This window comes from Thalassoglobus neptunius, from assembly GCF_007859735.1.
Taxonomy (GTDB): Bacteria; Planctomycetota; Planctomycetia; order Planctomycetales; family Planctomycetaceae; genus Thalassoglobus; species Thalassoglobus neptunius.
This window is the reverse complement of record NZ_SIHI01000001.1, coordinates 1,823,864-1,843,235: the sequence shown is the minus strand read 5'-3', so window position 1 is coordinate 1,843,235 and position 19,372 is coordinate 1,823,864. Positions and strand designations below refer to the sequence as shown.

The window sequence follows — 19,372 nt, the reverse complement described above, 5'->3', positions numbered from 1 at the left end:
CCGTGGCTGAGATTCTGAAACTCAACCCGAAACGGTTTGTTGCTCGATGAGTGACTGAAGCGTTCACTCGGTGAATCCAGTTTCGGGAGCACGTCCAGAATGCCAGGGCTCCATAAAATGTGTCGACTTCCCCGTCAGCATTCGATGAGCCCGGTTGAAGTGTTTCCAACCGGAATCAAAATGTTCCACCGCAAATCCGTCATAATGTCAATTTGCGTTCACGCTTTAGCTCGCCGGGGAAGACCGATCAAACCGAGCACAGTCGAGAGAGCCCTATTTCTGTGTGAAGGCGTTCTCAAAATTCACCGACATTGTCAGTTCAACAATCCTCAGAGCATTGACGAACACTAATGGGAATCGGAAACTCCTGTGAACGCTCTTTCCCTGCCGGTCCAGGACATGCAGGTCGTCAATCTTTCAAGGAATGAAATCACAACTCAGGAGAAGTGAACGCCATGTCAATTCATTTCAGAATTTGTAAGCCGCTATTGTTATCTCTCTCGCTTTTGATCCCTGCTGTCGCCAACGGTGATGAGGATTGGCCGACCTTTCGCGGTCCGGAACGGACCAACGTTGCGCCCGACACCGATCTTCTCGAACAATGGCCATCAGGTGGGCCTTCCCTGCTCTGGAAGGCATCGGGACTGGGAATCGGTTACTCGAGCGTTTCCATCGTCGACGGACGCATTTACACGATGGGCGATCACCTTCCGGATTCCGGATCGGATGAATATCTGATTTGTCTCGATCAGGATGGCGGAGATTTGATCTGGAAAATGAAAACCGGCCCCGCCTGGGAAAACGGAAAAGAAGACTGGCAGAGCACGCGCAGCACACCAACCGTTGACGGAAATCGAGTGTATGCGTTGACAGCATTCGGGGAACTCATTTGTGCAAGCACAGATGGAGAAGAAATCTGGCGCAGAAACCTCAAGGAAGAGTTCTCCGGGAAAAAAGCTGACAGCTGGGGATACAGCGAGTCCGTCCTCATCGATGGTGACACTCTCGTCTGCACTCCCGGAGGACCTGAAAACACGATGCTGGCTCTCGACAAAAAGACCGGCGAGAAAAAATGGTCAACGTCACGGCCAGAAGATCGAGGTGCCGGACACGCATCGGTCGTGATCTCTCATGTCGGCGGTGAAAAGGTTTATGTCAACTCGACCGGAAGTGGAGCGATGGGCGTGCGTGCCAGCGACGGAGAGCTTCTCTGGACATTCGACATCGACAAGACCACAGCCGTCATCCCCACTCCAATCGTCCGTGACGACCTCGTTTTCTTCTGTGCCGGTTACAATCGCGGAGGAGCATTGCTTCGACAGGTTCCAGCAGGATCGGGCAAGGTCAACATGGAAGTTGTCTATCCGCTGCAAACACACCTTTCCAACAAACACGGCGGAGTCGTTCTCGTTGGCGACTACATCTACGGGGGCGTTGATTCGAATCCGATTCCGTTCTGTGCCGATCTGATGACCGGAGAGCAAAAGTGGAAAGGTCGAGGAACGGGTTCCGGTTCAGTTTCAGTCGTCGCAGCTGATGGCCATCTCTACTTCCGATATCAGAGTGGAGAAGTTTCGCTGGTGAAGGCAACTCCCGAGAAGTTCGAACGTGTCAGTGAATTCACCGTTCCAGGAAGCGGTGGCCGACCAAGTTGGGCACATCCCGTGATCCTCGAAGGCAAGTTGTACCTTCGCGAAGGGAACGATCTTCTCTGCTACGACATCAAGAAGTAAACGTTGCCGCACTTCACTTGCAGAACTTTGAAAGTGCAGGTGCAACCGCAGCGATCAAAAGAACTCTCAGATATCGCCGAAGATGTCTGGGAGTTTTTTCGTTGATGTTGATCATTCGAGCCGGATCGTGCGGAAAATCGATTGCAGCATCAACAGCAATTTTTGATGTGTCCTTGCGTCAGCTTTGCGGTTTGTGAGGATATGATCGAATACGACTGTGAGTCAAAAGGACTTATCAGCCACTCAGAGTGACACTCGCGATTTCAGTTGAGGATGAAACTCCCCCGACCTATCGTCGCTTGAGAAGTCTCATTGACTTTGTTCATTTCGATTCGACTCGTCAGAACCGTTTCAATCCCCCACTTCAATACTGGCCGACTGACCAAAGGCAGCAGAATGTCCCAGCGAACCAAAAAGGGAATCATCCTCGCAGGTGGTGCAGGCACCCGCTTGCACCCCATGACCTCCGTTGTGAGCAAGCAGCTTCTTCCGGTCTACGACAAGCCAATGGTCTACTACCCCCTCAGCGTGCTGCTGCTGTCAGGGATTCGCGATATTCTGCTCATCAGCACTCCGCAAGACTTGCCACAGTATCAGCGACTTCTTGGAGACGGCTCGCAATTGGGTGTGAATATCCAATATGCGGAGCAAGCTGAGCCTCGTGGATTGGCCGAAGCGTTCATCATCGGAGATTCCTTCATCGGCGATGACGGGGTCTGCCTCGTGCTTGGGGACAACATTTTCTACGGCCATGATTTCCAGAAGCTGTTGATGAATGCTGGCTCCCGGACAGACGGAGCGACTGTGTTCGCGTATCGGGTTCGAGACCCTGAACGTTACGGGGTGATCTCGTTCGACAAAGGCGGGAAAGCCATCGACATCGAAGAGAAACCGGCCAAACCGAAATCACGTTTCGCTGTGACCGGGCTGTACTTCTATGACAACGATGTCATTGAGATTGCCAAAAACGTGAAGCCATCCACACGCGGTGAACTCGAGATCACTTCGGTCAATCAAGGCTATCTTGACGCCGGCAAACTGAATGTCGAGCTGATGGGCCGAGGTTACGCATGGCTCGATACCGGGACTCCATCGTCGTTGCTTCAGGCGTCCAGCTTCATGGAAGCGGTCGAAATGCGTCAGGGACAGAAAGTCTGCGTCCCGGAGGAAATTGTCTGGCAACTCGGCTACATTGACGACCAGCAGTTGGAGAAACTCGCCGAGCCGCTCAAGAAAAACACCTACGGGCAGTACCTGCTCGATCTGTTGAAAGACGGCCGCGACCCCACTGTGTTGAAAATCGCGCAGCAATCCTGAACACGAATGAGAACCCCAGTTGGACGTGAAATCGCTTCCTGTCTTCGAATTGACTGTTGAAGCTTTTTTGAGCGGCCATCGCATCGATGTGTTCTTGTCACGTCATTTCCGCAACTACACAACCTGGAGACTCCAGCGAATCGCTGCGGCCGGGGGCGTGACGATCAACTCGGTTCCCGTGAACGAAGTCACACGGGTTTTCGAAGGCCAACGGGTCTGCGTTCGACTGATCGAGCCTCCGGACAAACTCCTTGAACCGGAACCACTCACGCTGCCAGTGCTCTACGAAGATCACTGGATCATGGTGGTGAATAAACCACCCGATGTGGTTGTGCATCCCGTCGGAACGGTTCAAAGCGGAACGCTATGCAATGGGGTTCAGTACCTGCTTGATCAACGCACGAAGTACAAAGGCCTCCTCCGCCCCGGAATCGTCCATCGACTCGATCGGCAAACAAGCGGCGCCATCGTCGTTGCGCTCACGCATGTGGCTCATGTGGGACTTTCTGAAGCGTTTGAGACGTCCCGCGTGAGCAAGACGTATCTCGCTCTGGTTGAAGGCCGGATCGAAAAGGATCAGGGAGTCATCGACCGTTCGATCGGCAAACTTCCGACTGGGCGACACGTTCTCATGTCATGTCGTCCCGACGCTCTGCAGCCGAAACCCGCGAAGACCTCGTATCAGGTTCTCGAGCGGTTTGCGGACCATACTCTCGTTCTCTGCAAGCCGGTGACGGGACGGAATCATCAGATTCGAGTTCATCTCGCTCATTTGGGACACCCAATTGTGGGCGACGAATTTTATGAGCGAAACGGTCGCGTCAAACCGTTTCATAACAAATCGGAAGGAAATGCCTCGCGTGAAGTTGAGACCGGTTTGCCCATCCGGCGACATGCACTTCACGCTTGCCAGTTGAGTTTCAGCCACCCAGTCACACAGCGTTGGATGAGCCATCTCGCTCCCCTCTCCGGTAATTTTCTTGCAACTCTCCGGGTTCTTGGCAGCGAGCAGTTCAGCAAGAGCAATTCGAGGTCATTGCCTGCGAACGAAGTTCTCGACGGGCACGAACTCGAATAGAGCAAGTTGCTCTTTCTTGTGCTGCTTCGTTTGGAAGAAGGCGGAGTTCGCTGGTGCGAGTGAGTGCAAACCAAATCAGAGAATCTTCTAATTCACGAGGAATTCCGACTGAGCGTCTTCTTCGATCGCGATCGCTTTCATCTCTTCTTCGATGATCGTGACTTCAGCGAAATCTGATCGCTGGTCGGTGGTTCCTTTTTCTTCCGTCACAGTCTTGGCGGTCCATCCGACAACGCCAAACGGAAACTCGTCCGACTGCAGGATCTCTGCGGTGTTTGTTGACCGGTAGGTGTTCGTTTCCATCACGAGTGTGCCGGTGTAGAGAGTCGTGTGAAAGTCTCCCGCGATGACGGAAGTTTGTGACTGTTCACCCGCTTTCAATTCCCGGTAGTGACGAAGTAGAGCGATGACCGAATAGAGCTGAAAGACTTCGGAAGTGATTTCCTGAGTCGGTTCGTCACCAATCTTTCGATACCCCTTCACGATCGGAAGAAATGCCGCAAAGATCGTACGTCCTTGAGAAACGGGAACATCCACAGTTCCTCGGATCTCTGTCTCTGGCACGAGCAGCTTGAACATTCGAATCCCGCCGGGACCTGCATCCAGAACACCTTCAGGAGAGTGCCCGGTTTCCACTTTGATTTCGATCCAGCGACACGAAACTTCTTCGCCGTGGTAGACGCCGGTTTCCGTTCCAACGGATCGAATCTCGAGGATGCGATCCCAGGACAGTTCAAGATCGCCTTCGGTGGAATTCGGTTGGCGGCTTGTCTGTTTGTAAACGCCCTTGTAGCGAACAAGGGTTCCGTCTTCCGGAAGTGACCAGATCAGGCCCTGAGCGGAGGCACTTGACGCCACCAGTCCGGATGTGGTGGCGAATGCGAGGGCGAATACCAGGGACCACTTCATCTGATTCTCTCTCCGGAGGAGTAATTGTTCATGGAGGGGGGACAGTCTTGTCAAACAATCAATATTCCATCATCAGTGGATTCGGCGACTTTCGCCTCAATTATTTCTATCATTTGAGCTGTCCAATTCAAAGAGATTCATCTGGGGATCAGAAATTGACAGTCGCTTGGATTGTAGGGAATGCTCAGCACCGTCTTCGCGGCCAAATTGTTCTCTGAGCGCGCTCGATCGTCGATTCCCTGTGAGAAAACGGAATTTCTGGAGGCATTCGTTCGGCTCGGATTCGCCAGATCAGAGCCGAAACTCTAGACTTTGAGCTTTCCCGAGCCTCCTCACCCCGCAACACGCTGGACCGTCAGAATGCATGATGCACTGAAACGTAACCTGTTTCTGGTCAAAGAACATGTTGGAATGTTCAAAGCGTCCAGCAACTACGATGTTTACGATCCATCGACCGGAGAAATCATTCTGAATTGCCGGGAGCCGCGTCTGGGGTGGATCACCAAGTTGTTGAGATTCACGGATTACAAGACCTTAACCCCCTTCGAAGTCCATATTTCCAGTCCCGATGGCGAACCCGTCATCTCGATCCACCGCGGAGTCTCGTTTTTCCTGTCGAAAGTGGATGTGCTCGATTCCGATGGAGACCGGATTGGAGGGTTCAAGCAGAAATTCTTCTCGATTGGGGGAGCATTTCACGTTCTTGGTGAAGATGACCAGATTCTCTGCGACCTGAAAGGGAGTTTCACCGGCTGGGACTTTCGCTTTCTTCACGATGGAATCGAACTCGCGCGCGTGTCGAAAAAGTGGTCCGGGATCGGCAAAGAAATGTTCACCAGTGCCGACAACTACATGCTCGAGATTTCCGAAGATGTTCCGATGGACAATCCCATTCGGATGCTGATTCTCGGGTCGGTGATGTGCATCGATATGGTCCTCAAAGAAGCTTGAGTACCGCTGTCGAAGCTGTCTCTACCAGGAAAACATAGAGGAAAGAAGTTCTCAAATTATGAATCGATCGCGAAGTGCTGCGGAGTTTGAACGCGCCAAGAAAGTGATTCCCGGAGGTGTCAACAGTCCTGCGAGAGCCTTCGGAGGAGTTGGTGGAACGCCTGTCTTCATCGAACGCGGCGAACGTCAGTATCTCTATGACATCGACGGAAATCGCTATCTCGACTACATCGGCTCGTGGGGACCTCACATTCTGGGACACTGCCACCCCAAGGTCACGAAGGCACTTGAAGAAGCCACGAAACTCGGAACAAGTTTCGGAGCCCCCACGGTTCGCGAGTCGGACCTTGCCGAGTTGATTGTCGAACTCGTCCCGTCCATCGAGATGGTTCGGATGGTGAATTCCGGAACCGAAGCGACAATGAGCGCGGTTCGACTGGCCCGCGGATTCACAGGTCGCGACAAGATCATCAAATTCGCTGGCTGTTATCACGGTCATGTGGACAGTCTGCTTGTGCAGGCAGGCAGTGGTGCTCTCACTCTCGGAACTCCTTCAAGCCCCGGAATCCCCGAAGGCTGCACGCGCGATACTCATTTGCTGGAATACAACGACGTTGAGCAATTGAATGCCGCGTTCGATCAATTCGGAGACGAGATTGCGTGTGTAATTCTGGAACCTGTCGTGGGCAACATGGGTGTGGTCGTCCCGACGAGTGAATTTCTCTCAACGCTGCGATCACGCTGTACGGATTCGGGAGCCGTTTTGATTTTCGACGAAGTCATGACAGGCTTTCGAGTCTCGCTCGGTGGAGCGCAGGAACTCTTCGGAGTGACTCCGGATTTGACGACACTCGGAAAGATCGTCGGAGGAGGCTTGCCGGTCGGAGCGTACGGCGGACGAGCAGACATCATGAAGACCGTTTCACCGGTGGGGCCTGTCTATCAAGCTGGCACACTTTCCGGAAATCCATTGGCGACAGCTGCGGGGCTGGCCACTCTGACCGAGCTTCGAGACAGCAATCCGTATCCCGAGCTTGCAACGAAGACAAGCGAACTGATTGAAAAGCTTTCCGCTGCCGCTCAAAAGCATGGGATCGACCATTCCGTCGCTCATGCGGGGAGCATGTTCACACTGTTCTTCAATCCGGATCAGGTGGTCAACTACACTGTTTCTGCTCGAAATCAGACCGATCGATTCGCAGCTTATTTTCACGGAATGCTCGACCGTGGAATCTATCTTCCTTGCAGTCAGTTCGAAGCAAACTTCGTCGGAGCAGAGCACACGGAGCAGGATTTAGAAAACACCGTCAACGCTGCGACAGAGGTTTTCGCAACTCTCTAAATCGCTTCTCAACTTAAGCAGATGTTTTGTCTGAAGGCGGGCTTTGGTGCATCGACATTGCATCAAAGCCCTCTTACTCGACATGATGCTGCGTCAATTGCACTTCATTTTCCCCTCCAGGTCACTCAAAACATGCCTACAAAGCGACGGGTAGCATTAGTTGTTGAAACGTCGAGCATTTACGGACGTCGTCTCCTGACAGGGATTATCAAATTCATGCGCAAGCATGATGAGTGGTCCGTTTTTCTTGAACAACGCGACCTCTCCAGCGATCCTCCCCTCTGGTTAAACCACTGGAACGGAGACGGAATTCTTTCGAGAGCGACGACCGCTCGACTCGCAGACGCTGTCGCTGCGAAGGGAATTCCATTGGTTGAGTTGACTGACCGGCGGGAAGATCTTGGGTTCTGTCATGTCTGGTCGGACGATGCAAAGATCGGCAAGCTGGCTGCGGATCATTTACTTGACCGTGGATTTCGTCATCTTGCGTTTTGCGGTTTTTCCGGAGAAGCATGGTCCGAGCGGCGGCAGAATGCCTTCGAAAATACGGTTCGCCAGAAACTCGGAGACTCTGCGGTTTACAATTCCACATGGTTTGGAACTGCTGCCCGGCCTTGGGAAGAAGAGCAGGAACATTTATCGCGTTGGATCAACGAGCTGGAAAAACCGGTCGGAATCTTCGCCTGCAACGACGTGCGTGGACAACAGATTCTCGACACCTGTTTTCAGGACGATGTTGCTGTCCCTGAAGAAGTTGCTGTCATCGGCGTCGACAACGACGAGATTCTCTGTCAGCTCTGCCGCCCTCCTCTTTCAAGTGTGGTCCCCAATGCTGAACTCGTTGGGTATCGCGCAGCTGAGACACTTTCGAAACTCATGAATTGCGAACCCGTCCACGAGCCGAAAGTCTTTGTCCCGCCGCTGGGGATCTCCACTCGTCAGTCCACAGACGTTGTGGCCATTGAAGATCAAACTGTCGCATCTGCTCTGCGGTACATTCGCGAAAACGCATGCAGTGGAATTACAGTTGAGGATGTTTTGCAGATCGTTCCGATGTCCAGAAGCTCTCTTGAACGGAAGATGCGGAAGTATTTGAACCGGTCTCCTCAGCAAGAGATTCGCAAAGTGCAGGTGAAACGAGCGCAACAACTCCTCACAGAGACCGATCTTCCACTCGAAAAAATCGCGAATTTGTGCGGGTTTCAGCATCCGGAGTACATGCACGTCGTCTTTCGCCGCGAGATCGGACAAACTCCCGGAGCTTACCGCAAACGAGGCAGAACCTAGCAGCCCGTTGAACATTGCGGACTTCTGAGTAGCAGTCTGAGTTTTGGTTGGTTGCCATTGAGTGAGGTCGTGCTTGTTTTGAAGTGCCGGAAGTTGCTTTCGATGGCTCGGGAGAGACTTTGAACAGGACTGTCGTTGGTGTCACCGACTTCTCTGTTTTCGCAGCCAGACAGAACGTGGTGATCGCGAGCGTGATCATCAGCAGACCGAATGAACGCAGTGGTCGGGATGTGGAAACATGGGCCATGATGCCCTCCTTATAAGAGATGAAACGTCGTGGGGAGTGAACGTCAGTTGCGGGAGACTCGGCTCAGTGATCGCAGTGAGAGTGATCGCAGTGAGAGTGATCGCAGTGAGAGTGATCGCAGTGAGAGTGATCGCAGTGAGAGTGATCGCAGTGAGAGTGATCGCAGTGAGAGTGATCGCAGTGAGAGTGATCGCAGTGAGTTGGGGCGCCAGCGCGGGCGATCCACTCCGACACTGAATCGCCGAATCAGGTTTTCATAAGCATCGAGATCGTCCTCATCCCCCGGATCCGGCGGATCATCGTCCATATCCGGAAACGCTCGCAGAGAATCGGTTCCATCCGCGTTGAACGCGACATAGCCGCTCCCGTCTGGAAGTGGCCGGTGAGACCGGTAGACCAGCCCAGCGGGAAGTTTTGCTAGGACTGGCGAATCTGTTTCGGGATTGCCGTCGACGTCGATTTTGAGATCGTCTGTCGTGAAGTTCGTGGCTGCGAACAGACCACTTTCGAAGTCGCCATCCTGCTCGATGTTGAACGCGAGATATCTTTCGCCATTCTTGACGATGTCCCCGCCTGAGTCCTCCGAGGCCGGATCGAATGTCTGCCAGAAATTGAAAATCCTGGTGTCGGCGGTTCGACCCCGCCCCTGACCACTTTTTTCGAACTCCTCGCCATTTTGCTGGTGAGGAGTTTTTTTATTGAATTGGGCACTTCTTATCTCTTTTCTTTTCTCTTTTGGGGCTTTCTTCTCTCCGGTTTGGCTCCGCCTACTGATCGGTGTTTTTCTAAGACCGCTTCATTCCTCGACGGCTGCGATTCACTCGTCCCCATTGGAAACAGCGGATGCCGGTGTTCGTGCACCATTGGTTGTGTTCAAGCAAAGAATCGCTTCTGCCTTGCGATTAACACACAAACGCACGATGATATATTCTTCAAAAAATGTGAGGGGATGAGGTCGCGAATGAGAGTGATTCACTCGAGAACTGGGCAACTGTTGACGTGTGCGATTATCTTCCTCGGCGCACTCCATGGAGCGGGGATCGCGGACGAGTCCTCTGCTTCGTCCCCAACAGGAGAACAACTCCGCGTTTCTCACGGACTCGAACTCTTATTTGATTTTCGTCCGTCAGAAGATGGATCGATTTTCAATCGTGCTCGGGCTGTCAGTGGGGTCGATTCCGAATTTCGTATTCCGGAAACTGTTCAGCAACGGGACGGATCGATCGTTTTTCATCGTCCGACCGCATTGATCGTCGAGGGTGGCAACAAGCAACTTGCGAGGATGGTTCGACGAACAAATGGGCTGACCCTGGAAGCATGGCTTCGTCCTGACAACACCAAACAGTCCGGCCCCGCCAGAATCTTTTCTTTCTCGCGAGATTCCTCCAATCGCAATTTCACACTCGGTCAGGATGGAGACAAATACGATGTTCGGATGCGAACGACTCAAACGAGTTCGAACGGACTCCCATCTCTCACATCGAAATCCGGGGCAGCGTCCACAAAGCTGACGCATATCGTTTACACGCGAAGCCGATCCGGAAAGGCCCGATTGTATGTTGACGGAGTCTTAAACGTTGAAAAGGAAATTGGCGGAGCGTTCACCAACTGGGATGAATCTTACCGCGTGATCATTGGAGATGAGCATGGCGGCGGCCGTCAATGGCTCGGTGCCATGCATCTGATCGCACTTTACAGCCGAGCCCTCTCCGCTCACGAAGTGGAACTCAACTTTCGAGCAGGACCGGATGCTTCGTCAACAACAACAGAGCCACTCGTTGAGGTTGATGAGCGTGCCGTTTTCTTCGAGGAGAAGATCGCGCCCCTCCTCGCTCATCATTGCCTGGAGTGTCACGATGCAGCGAAAAACGAAGGGGGACTCGATCTCTCGCAGAAGTTGACTGCTCTGAACGGCGGAGATTCAGGAAAGGCAATCGTCTCCCAGAACCTGCACGAAAGCCTTATTTGGGAACGCGTCAAGAACGATGAAATGCCGGAAAATCGCCCGCCGCTCAGCAAAGAGGAAAAGCGACTTCTGCAAGAGTGGATTGAGGCAGGTGCTGTTTTCTCGCTGGACGTCATTGACCCGGTCATTTATGCACACTCCGAGGGCGAGTCTCAGCACTGGGTGCGGCGACTCACTCAATCCGAATACATCGCATCCGTTCGTGTTGCGACCGGAGTCGACATTTCTGAGGTCGCTGCGCAGCTACTCCCGAAAGACTATCGAGCCGACGGATTTTCAAACACCGCGTACAACCTCACCGTTGATCTCAAACATGTCGAAGCGTACGCGAAACTCGCAGAAGAAGTGGTCTCGCGGATGGATGTGGTTCCGTTCGCGGATCAGTTCGCGAAGAATCATCTATTGATCGACAGCAACATGCGGGACTTCGTTTCCCGAATGGGAAAATGGGTCCTGAGAGGTCCACTCGACAAAGAAGAAATTGCGGTCTATCGCGGAATTACGACGACCGTTGCCAGTGCCGGCGGAGACTTTGAAGACGCTGCGTCTTTTGTCCTCGAAGCGATGCTTCAGTCTCCCAGATTTCTCTACCGAATCGAAAATCAGCGAGGAAATGGACGAGCGCTGCCAGTCGACAGATACGAACTCGCCAACCGAATCAGCTATACGCTTTGGGGATCTCCTCCCGATCAGAAACTCTTCGACGCGGCAGAATCGGGCGCGTTGTTCGATCCACAAGAATTGGATCGACAGATTGACCGTATGCTCTCAGATCCGAAAGCAATTTCCCGGTCTCAAGAGTTCGTTTTCGAATGGCTCAATCTCGGGCGACTGAAAAACCTTCAGCCGAATTCCGAGCGATTTCCCGACTGGAACCCTGCACTTGCTGACGACATGCAGGCGGAAACACTCGCATTCTTCGAAGAGATTGTCTGGAAACAGAAGCGTCCTCTCGCAGACTTGCTGAATGCACAAGTCACATTTCTCACTCCGAAGCTCGCTCGCCATTACGGGATGACGCACGATGGAGAAGAGTCACTCTCCAAACACGACTTGTCAAAAGTTCCGGAACGGGGGGGGCTTCTTACTCAAGGAAGTATCCTCACGATCGGTGGAGATAGTGCTTCGATGGTGACCCGCGGGCTCTTCGTGCTTCACGACCTGCTCCGCGGAATTGTCAAAGATCCGCCACCTTGCGTCGACACCACTCCGATCCCCACTCGGGAAGGACTGACGCAACGAGGAATCGCCCTCGAACGGATTTCGAATCATGCGTGCGGCGGATGCCATCAACGCTTTGAACCTCTCGCGTTCGGACTGGAAAAGTTCGACGGGCTCGGAACATTTCACGAGAACGATGAATACGGCAACCCGTTGCGGGAAGATGGCGAATTTCTGATTCCGGGGAAAAGTGAATCGGTGGAATATTCCACCTCCGCGGAGCTGATGGATATGCTCGCAGAAAGCGAACGGGTGAAAGAAAGCCTCACGTGGAAGCTTGTCCAATTTTCTCTGGGGCGCCCACTCACTGCAGCAGATGCCAAAACGGTTCAATCCATTCATCGCACGGCCATGTCCGAAGGTGGAACATACCAAGCGACGGTGCATGCCCTGATCAAGAGTGATCTCATCCAACTGACTCAAACCGAGGCCGACCAATGACCAGTAGAAAAGTCAGCAGAAGAACTGTCCTGAAGGGTGTGGGGTCTGTCGTCATTGGGCTTCCCATGCTCGAAGAGATGGTCGCTCCAACTTCGGCACATGCGGCATCGACGACGGAAGCCCCAATTCGAGCGTTCAACGTGTTCTTCGGTCTCGGCATCCCGGCCCCTCTTCAATCTGAAGGGTTTGACGGAGTCCTCGAACCTCTCAAACCGTTGTCCGAGAAACTCCTGATCATGCGCAACGTCGATCAGGTTCGCTGTGATCAATCGGGGATCAACGCGCATTTCGATGGAGCTTCCGGGGCGTTCACCGCAACTCCTCCAAATGGAGAAGCCAAAGCTGGGGGAGCCTCGATTGATCAACTTGTCCGGGCAACTCACTATCAACAGGGACTTCCCAAAGGAATGGTCCCGTCGCTCGTCGCTGGAACGTTCTTCCGACGCAGCCGAGTGAGCCGTTACGTTCACAGCTACAACGAAGACGGAACCGTCGCAGCGACGATTCAGGAGAAGCCCCGCGATCTCTTCGAACGCGTCTTCGGAACAATCTCCATCAGTGACGACACCAAAGACGTCGCCCGCATGCGATTGAAGCGGAGCGTTCTTGATTCCGTTGTCGATCAGTACAAATTCTATTCGAGCCAAAATTCTCCATTGAGTGCGGCTTCGAGGACGCGCGTCAAAGATCACCTCGACAGAATTCGCGAGTACGAACAAAGAGCCTACGAACTCGAAGCCATCTCTCAAGATGCTCCGCCGCTTCCTCCTCGCTCTGAAGTCGCTCACGGCGGAAAAGCTGATCCCGGCGGAGAAGGGATCGATATGACCCTCGATGCCCTCACAAAAGAGTGGCGACTACTCGCTGATTTGTATGCACTCTCCATTCAGTGCGATCGCGCGAGATTCGGAGCCATCACTTTTCTGGCTGCGGGAGAACGCTTGCGCATGACCGGCGACTACACCTACGACGGGGAGCACCGGTACACGTTCAATGATGCCAACCAGTTGAATGCTTCGGGTTCCGCCGGTTGCAGCCACGAATGGTGGCACAAATTCGATGAAAAGAAAAAGAACGAGCAACTCCGTGCTCACGCTCACATGAAGATGCGTGAAATCGCCTACTTCCTGCAGAGACTCGATGACGAAGACTCGATGGATGCGAACGGAAAATCGATCCTTGAGAATTCGATGATTACCATCTCCACCGAGTCAGGTGACGGTCGCCACAACAATGTGAAGCGTGAATTGTCGGGAGTTTTTCACGCGATCACCGGTGCGAATGGTCGCTTCAAGACCGGAGAAATCATGGACGTCGGAGCGGAGGGAATCGACGTTTACAATTCGATGCTGGACGCCATGGGAACCCAGAAGCATCTCGGACCGGTTAAGCGTGAACGTTTGGCCGTCGACAAAATTCGGGCCTGACCGCAACGGCATCGGTCGTCCGGTCAGTCTTCCACATGAGGAAGCGCACTTAGCTGAAAGACATTCTGGCATCGTTTACAGCGAACGAACTTCCCCAAGGCATTCTGTCGCACTTTGTACGACGTGTGGCAGGCAGGGCATTCCAACTTGATCACGTCAGGATAGTCGTGCTCCGACAGCGTGTTCATCGAAGGTGTCGTTTCTGCCTGCGGCTTCGCGAAGTCTCGCGTTGTGTTTTTTCGGTGCTCTTCCGCTGACTCCGCTTCCCGGGCTCGATCATCGTCGAGGGAAAACGACACGCGATCCGTTGGAACCCCTTTCGGATTCGTTTTCACCCAGTCGGCCGCTTCCGCGTTTACAGAATTCGTCTCGCTGAGTTCCTGGAATTGAAGGAGTTGGCCGACAATTGCCACGACAGCCAGCAGATTTCCGTGCTCATGCCAACGGAGATCGACATGCAGGGTCTCCTCTTTCACATTGGGATGAAAGATCGGCGTAAGGATGCGGCATTTGGGAGGAACCCGCGGATAATTCCTCGGAAGCGAGATTTCAGCGACCTGTTGATCGACAGCGACGATTTCTCCGACGAGGCGGGCCAAACTGTTGAGTCGATACGAAATCCGGTAGAGCTCTGGAGGGTCGCCTTCAACCTCCAGCAATTGAAGATTGGAGTGGTGGTTGACGTACTGTTGAATCGCTTCGTAATCAGCGAGCAGCCTACGATGTCGAACAGTACTCATGGAACAGTGCTTGTCTTTCGAACAACTTGCAAAATGACAGACCAGTCTGCCTCCGTGTGGGCGACCGAGAGTCCGCAATCTTGCAAGCAATTATCAAGGTGTCAGTTCTTCGGCAGCAAATGCCTACCGTATTCTACGGTTTGAACGACAATCGCATCGCCGAAATACGATGTCACGTTGGATTTTTTTGCCGACATCGTCTCATTTTAGTGAACGTGCAAAATTCTGCACGTGCCAAATTCCATCAACTTCAAGCTGTGATTTCTCTGCAAGAACTATTTGATCACTCCGGTTTCGTCCCTGTTTATCGAAGAATCACAAGTTCAACAAGAACAGAAACGCAGTCAATCAACTCTCGCGTGCGCACAAACCAGAGCAACATTCACGATTGCCGTGAATTCTCGCTCTTCTTCAATCAGAATTCGACTCACGAGCGTTTCTTCGCTCCAATGTGGAGAAAATCCCGATGAAGGAAATGACTGAGGTCCAGTCGTTCAGGATGAGACAGTTGTGCGAGCACGTCCAGATCGGGAACTGAGTGTGCGCGTCGACAAAGCTCAATTTCTCCCCGATGCTACCACCGACGCTCCTGAAGCATCATGACATTGTTAGCACACAGCATGCCAAACAGCATGGCTGGATAGTAATCTTTGATCGTAAAGAACCCGAATGCGACGACTCCAGCCACGACCGCTCCGATTGTCACTGCGATTTGAAGCCCCGTTCGCGGTGACGCCCAAAGGCAGAGTTCCTGCGACACTCGGCCTCCATCCAAGGGAATCACAGGCAAGAGGTTAAGCAGCCCCCACCAGAGATTCACAAACAACATTTGCGAAATGGTCACTCCGATGAGTCGAGCGGACTCTTCACTCAAATTCTGAACGATCGAGGGGTAAAACAACTCCAGGAATACCCGAGTGATTCCGTAAAGAACAAATCCCGCGAAAGGTCCTGCCAGCGAAATCGTCACCGACTTGAAGCGAGTGAAATCTCTCCGCGGCTCGAAGAAGGCAAGACCGCCGAATTGATACAGGAGCACTCGAGGGGGATACCCGAAACTTCTTGCAACCAGTGCGTGGCCGAATTCGTGAACCATGATCGAGACGAAGACAACTCCCATCCACGCAATGAGATAGCTGACACCGGTCTTCGTTGCCTCGAATCCGAGAATCGCTGCCATGGCCCAGAACCAGGGGGAGACTCTAACGGGAATTCCCAGTAACTCGAACCGCAGATCGTACTCGGTAGGCTCAATGGAACCGAACATCTCAAACCTCTTCACCTGCCTGCATTTGAACTCGAATTGGACGAATCAGCTTCTACTCTGCGATGCGTCCATAAAAGCAAGTCACGTGAATTCGAACGCATGTTCAAACGACAAGTGACACAATAGATATTCTGTAAAATTGATACTCTGCAAACTGCTGGATCGATCAGCGAGACATCACTCTGAGACTAGGATTTTCTTCGCTTCGCACGAAAAGCTCTGCATTCATTCAACACTGCCTTCACTGAATGAAGCATGTTCAAGCGAAGCAGGATTTCCCGGGAGAAGGATCTCGACCTCACTGGTCTAAAGGTGAACCGGGAACCATCGCTGTTGTTCTCCGGTCGCTGGCTTCCGTTGAGGCTCCCAGGGAATTGGCTTGTTCTGCTGACGATACTCGATAATCCGGGACTTGAACTGCTCACTGATTTTTCTGAGGAGATCCCGTTCGGACCGCGCCGTCGCTGTGACTTCAGGAAGATTCGAAACGACGCCGTGGCAATTTCCGTCCGCGTCAGGTCCAGAGATCAGAATATGGCAGTCAAAAACCGGGACTGAACCTCCTGATTCTTCAATCGGCAACTCCATCACTCGTCCCTGCCCTTTTTGAATAGAACTCTCTGAACTGTCCAGCAACCTTCTCCGCTTACCGCCTGACACTCTCCCGAGTGAAATTACGGCATTCGCGACGATCCCAGGATATGAGTTCACGATCATAAGCAGGTCTCTTTCGTAGAGAAAGAGACTCAAGCAGGAACAATCCAACACGATGCCAAAGCATTCCCGGAACAGGCAATACTTCGCGAATTCCAGCTGAAAACCACCAATTGACTCGACTTCCCTTCTTTGCCTTGTGGCCAATACTTCGTAAAATCCAAATTCACATCACATTCTGCAGAAGAGATCACTCTCGATGGACTTCCAAGAACGACTGAAACGGGCAATTGAGCGAGGCGAGAAGACGCGTGTGGAACAAGCGCAAGTCGAAGCCAGAGAACAGCTTTCCCTCGGTGAATTGAAAACCCTGCATTCAGGATATCGACTCGAACTGGCAGACCACATCGAGTCGTGTCTGAAGCAGCTGGCCGATCAGATGCCCGGATTCGAATTCCAAAGCATTGTGAGTGAAGAAGGATGGGGCGGCCGTCTTTCTCGCGACGACCTTGAACTGAAACCGGGGCAGTCCGCTGCGACTCGCTATAGTCGGCTCGAGATGACGATCTCTCCATTCACGCCGACAGCGATTGTCGAACTGCTGACGAAAGGAACAGTTCGAAACCGTGAGATCATGAATCGCACGAACTACCAGAAAGTGGATGAGTTCGATATGGACTCATTCAAAGAGATGGTCGATCATCGCGTTATTGAATTCGCCGAGCAGTTTTCGAGTAGCAGCCTGTAGTTGCCGTTTCTAAGTAGCAGCCTGCAGCTGCACGTTTCGCACAGAAGCCAGTAAGTCCCCCTGACGAGAGCACAGACCGTTCTCTAGAATTCGCCGACATGTCAAAAGAAGCTGACCTTCAACGAGTACTCGATCTGGGGATTGTTGCGATTATTCGTGCCCCGTCCGGTGAGAAACTTCTGGAAGTTGCGGAAGCACTCTACGCCGGGGGAATCGATGTCATCGAAGTCACCTTCACCGTTCCGGGTGTGCTTGAAATCATCTCTCACCTGAGGAAATCACTCGGCGACAAGATCCTGCTCGGAGCTGGAACTGTTCTTGATCCGGAATCAGCCCGGGCTGCCATGCTGGCCGGAGCGGAATTCATTGTGACACCCACAGTCAACACCAGCGTCATTCAACTTTGCCAGCGATACGGAAAACTTGTCATGGCTGGCGGGTTCACACCAACAGAGATTCTGACCGCCTGGGACGCTGGCGCGGATATCGTCAAAGTCTTCCCCGCAGATGTCGGTGGCCCCAGCTATCTGAAGTCTGTGCATGGACCGCTTCCACAGGTTCGTCTTCTTCCGACTGGAGGAGTGAACCTCGACACGTTGCCTGACTTCGTGAAAGCGGGAGCTTGTTCTGTCGGGCTGGGAAGCGCGTTGGTCGAAAAGAAAGCTCTCGAGAGCGGAGACATGGCTCGCATCCAAGAACTGGCGAGTGCCTATGCCAGCAAAATGAAAGAAGCCCGAGGTTCATAGACGATCGACGTGCTTGCTCTTTGAAGTCGCCCGAATACGTGCACTTAAGTGGACGTGCCCTTGAGAGAACGTTGAGTTCGGTCGGCTACCACTCTTTGACGATCTCTTCGAATCGTTCAAGCACTCGTCCGAACGCACCGAATGCTCCATCGCTGAAAAGCACAAATCGCACCTCGCCAATGTCTTCGCACTCGCGGAGAAAGTTCGTGACCTCTTCAAGGGAATGCTCGGCAGCCAGATCGATCGGATAGGCATACACCCCCGCGCTAATTGCGGGGAATGCGACACTCTGACAATTGTGATCGACCGCCAGTTGAAGAGAATTCCGATAGGCGGATTTCAACAACTCGGGCTCTCCTTCGAGACCCCCGTCCCAGATGGGGCCGACAGTATGGATGACATGTCGGCAGTCGAGATTCCCGCTTTCGGTGATGACCGCCTGACCGGTCGGACAGCCTTCGGGATACCGGCGTTTGGTTTCTTCCATCAAGGCAGGACCGGCAGCCCGATGAATTGCTCCATCCACTCCGCCTCCACCAGCGAGTTGGCTGTTCGCGGCATTGACGATGGCATCGACTGACTGAGTGGTGATATCTCCCTGGACCAACCGAACTGTCGCTGACCGCACTTGAATTCTCATCGCGATCCCTTCCTCTTCTCTCAAAGCCAATTCCGTTGCGACTCGCTCACCCCAGACCGAAGTCATGTTTCGTCAGTGGGCGGCGACTCCTCCCATCCAGATGCTTCAAGTTCCGCTCTCCATTCATCAACTGGTCGTGCGATTGACCAGCGTTTTCGAGCCCCTTCGGGAACTTTCTGCAATAGTACGACATCGATCTGCTCATACTGGTCGACGTCGTGATTCTCGAACGCGAGGCGAACCAAATCCAATGCCCTCACCTCACTCTTGGCGTCATCGGTCGTCGGATCGAAATCTTTATCCGGGACGTAAACCACCACGCGGAGCAACACCGGGGAAATGTCTTTGTGGCTCTTGTGTTGACCACCAATCACCTTCGGACTTGAATCCGGAAATTCCGCCGCGATTGCGTATTGCAACGAGCGAAACGGTTTGGTGTAGAGTTCCCAATACAGGAAGAGCATCGCAATCATCATGAAGGCAAATCCAAACATCGCGACGACAGTCCATCGTCCGGAATTCTTTCCTGATGGCGGGGTGCTGGTCGTTTCAGAGGGGGGCTGGCTGTGAGTCAATTCCTGCATTCCGTTGTTCAGTTCCGTAGGGTTCGGCAAGATCCAACATCAAATCTTAGATGCTTGAACCTGCCGGTCACTGG

Annotated in this window: 16 protein-coding genes; 10 read left to right on the top strand and 6 right to left on the bottom strand. The window is 53.0% G+C overall.

Annotated features, from left to right (window positions below):
• Positions 1 to 455 precede the first annotated feature (455 nt).
• From KOR42_RS07355 to KOR42_RS07345, 3 genes are all read left to right on the top strand, one after another.
• Positions 456 to 1,733 carry a PQQ-binding-like beta-propeller repeat protein gene (locus tag KOR42_RS07355; protein WP_146508397.1) on the top strand — a complete coding sequence of 426 codons (1,278 nt, stop codon included), beginning with the start codon at positions 456 to 458 and terminating at the stop codon, positions 1,731 to 1,733.
• Between the two features lie 396 nt (positions 1,734 to 2,129).
• Positions 2,130 to 3,050 (top strand): glucose-1-phosphate thymidylyltransferase RfbA, encoded by a 921-nt coding sequence (gene rfbA, locus KOR42_RS07350; RefSeq protein ID WP_146508395.1) that lies wholly within the window; start codon positions 2,130 to 2,132, stop codon positions 3,048 to 3,050.
• Positions 3,051 to 3,075: 25 nt separating this feature from the next.
• Positions 3,076 to 4,128: an RluA family pseudouridine synthase gene (locus KOR42_RS07345; protein WP_197440950.1), complete on the top strand. Its 1,053-nt coding sequence runs from the start codon at positions 3,076 to 3,078 to the stop codon at positions 4,126 to 4,128.
• 87 nt (positions 4,129 to 4,215) lie between these two features.
• On the opposite strand, the gene KOR42_RS07340 is transcribed toward KOR42_RS07345, so the two are convergent.
• Positions 4,216 to 5,037, bottom strand: a complete 822-nt coding sequence (locus KOR42_RS07340; RefSeq protein ID WP_146508392.1) for a hypothetical protein — start codon at positions 5,035 to 5,037, stop codon at positions 4,216 to 4,218.
• 360 nt (positions 5,038 to 5,397) lie between these two features.
• On the opposite strand from KOR42_RS07340, the gene KOR42_RS07335 reads away from it, so the two are divergent.
• From KOR42_RS07335 to KOR42_RS07315, 5 genes are all read left to right on the top strand, one after another.
• Entirely contained in the window at positions 5,398 to 5,988 is a 591-nt protein-coding gene (locus tag KOR42_RS07335; protein ID WP_146508390.1) for an LURP-one-related/scramblase family protein, read from the top strand.
• Positions 5,989 to 6,046: 58 nt separating this feature from the next.
• On the top strand, positions 6,047 to 7,330 hold the full coding sequence (gene hemL, locus KOR42_RS07330; RefSeq protein WP_146508388.1) for a glutamate-1-semialdehyde 2,1-aminomutase: 1,284 nt from the start codon (positions 6,047 to 6,049) through the stop codon (positions 7,328 to 7,330).
• A gap of 216 nt (positions 7,331 to 7,546) precedes the next feature.
• Positions 7,547 to 8,617, top strand: coding sequence for an AraC family transcriptional regulator (locus KOR42_RS07325; protein ID WP_231740747.1), 1,071 nt, complete (start codon positions 7,547 to 7,549; stop codon positions 8,615 to 8,617).
• A 1,208-nt stretch (positions 8,618 to 9,825) separates the two neighbouring features.
• The gene (locus KOR42_RS07320) at positions 9,826 to 12,492 is read left to right on the top strand and encodes a DUF1592 domain-containing protein (RefSeq protein WP_197440949.1); all 2,667 of its coding nucleotides are present in this window, start codon (positions 9,826 to 9,828) and stop codon (positions 12,490 to 12,492) included.
• Complete coding sequence (locus KOR42_RS07315; protein ID WP_146508382.1) at positions 12,489 to 13,919, top strand: DUF1552 domain-containing protein; 1,431 nt, start codon at positions 12,489 to 12,491, stop codon at positions 13,917 to 13,919. Before KOR42_RS07320 ends, KOR42_RS07315 begins: the two co-directional genes overlap by 4 nt.
• 23 nt (positions 13,920 to 13,942) lie before the next feature.
• Here the strand turns inward: KOR42_RS07315 and KOR42_RS07310 are convergent, their stop codons facing one another.
• The 3 genes from KOR42_RS07310 to KOR42_RS07300 form a co-directional block, all read right to left on the bottom strand.
• Positions 13,943 to 14,659, bottom strand: coding sequence for a ubiquitin-conjugating enzyme E2 (locus KOR42_RS07310; protein ID WP_146508380.1), 717 nt, complete (start codon positions 14,657 to 14,659; stop codon positions 13,943 to 13,945).
• 574 nt (positions 14,660 to 15,233) lie between these two features.
• Positions 15,234 to 15,926 (bottom strand): site-2 protease family protein, encoded by a 693-nt coding sequence (locus KOR42_RS07305; RefSeq protein ID WP_146508378.1) that lies wholly within the window; start codon positions 15,924 to 15,926, stop codon positions 15,234 to 15,236.
• A 306-nt stretch (positions 15,927 to 16,232) separates the two neighbouring features.
• A complete protein-coding gene (locus tag KOR42_RS07300) occupies positions 16,233 to 16,643 on the bottom strand; it encodes a hypothetical protein (RefSeq protein WP_146508377.1) in 411 nt (136 codons plus the stop codon).
• Between the two features lie 196 nt (positions 16,644 to 16,839).
• Here KOR42_RS07300 and KOR42_RS07295 point away from each other — a divergent pair, with 196 nt between their 5' ends.
• Both KOR42_RS07295 and KOR42_RS07290 read left to right on the top strand, forming a co-directional pair.
• The gene (locus KOR42_RS07295) at positions 16,840 to 17,328 is read left to right on the top strand and encodes a hypothetical protein (protein WP_146508375.1); all 489 of its coding nucleotides are present in this window, start codon (positions 16,840 to 16,842) and stop codon (positions 17,326 to 17,328) included.
• A 98-nt stretch (positions 17,329 to 17,426) separates the two neighbouring features.
• Positions 17,427 to 18,074 (top strand): bifunctional 4-hydroxy-2-oxoglutarate aldolase/2-dehydro-3-deoxy-phosphogluconate aldolase, encoded by a 648-nt coding sequence (locus tag KOR42_RS07290; RefSeq protein ID WP_146508373.1) that lies wholly within the window; start codon positions 17,427 to 17,429, stop codon positions 18,072 to 18,074.
• A gap of 85 nt (positions 18,075 to 18,159) precedes the next feature.
• On the opposite strand, the gene KOR42_RS07285 is transcribed toward KOR42_RS07290, so the two are convergent.
• Together KOR42_RS07285 and KOR42_RS07280 are read right to left on the bottom strand one after the other, a co-directional pair.
• Positions 18,160 to 18,780 carry an O-acetyl-ADP-ribose deacetylase gene (locus tag KOR42_RS07285; protein ID WP_231740746.1) on the bottom strand — a complete coding sequence of 207 codons (621 nt, stop codon included), beginning with the start codon at positions 18,778 to 18,780 and terminating at the stop codon, positions 18,160 to 18,162.
• Entirely contained in the window at positions 18,777 to 19,328 is a 552-nt protein-coding gene (locus tag KOR42_RS07280; RefSeq protein ID WP_146508369.1) for a hypothetical protein, read from the bottom strand. The genes KOR42_RS07285 and KOR42_RS07280 overlap by 4 nt, the downstream gene beginning before the upstream one ends.
• Positions 19,329 to 19,372 lie beyond the last annotated feature (44 nt).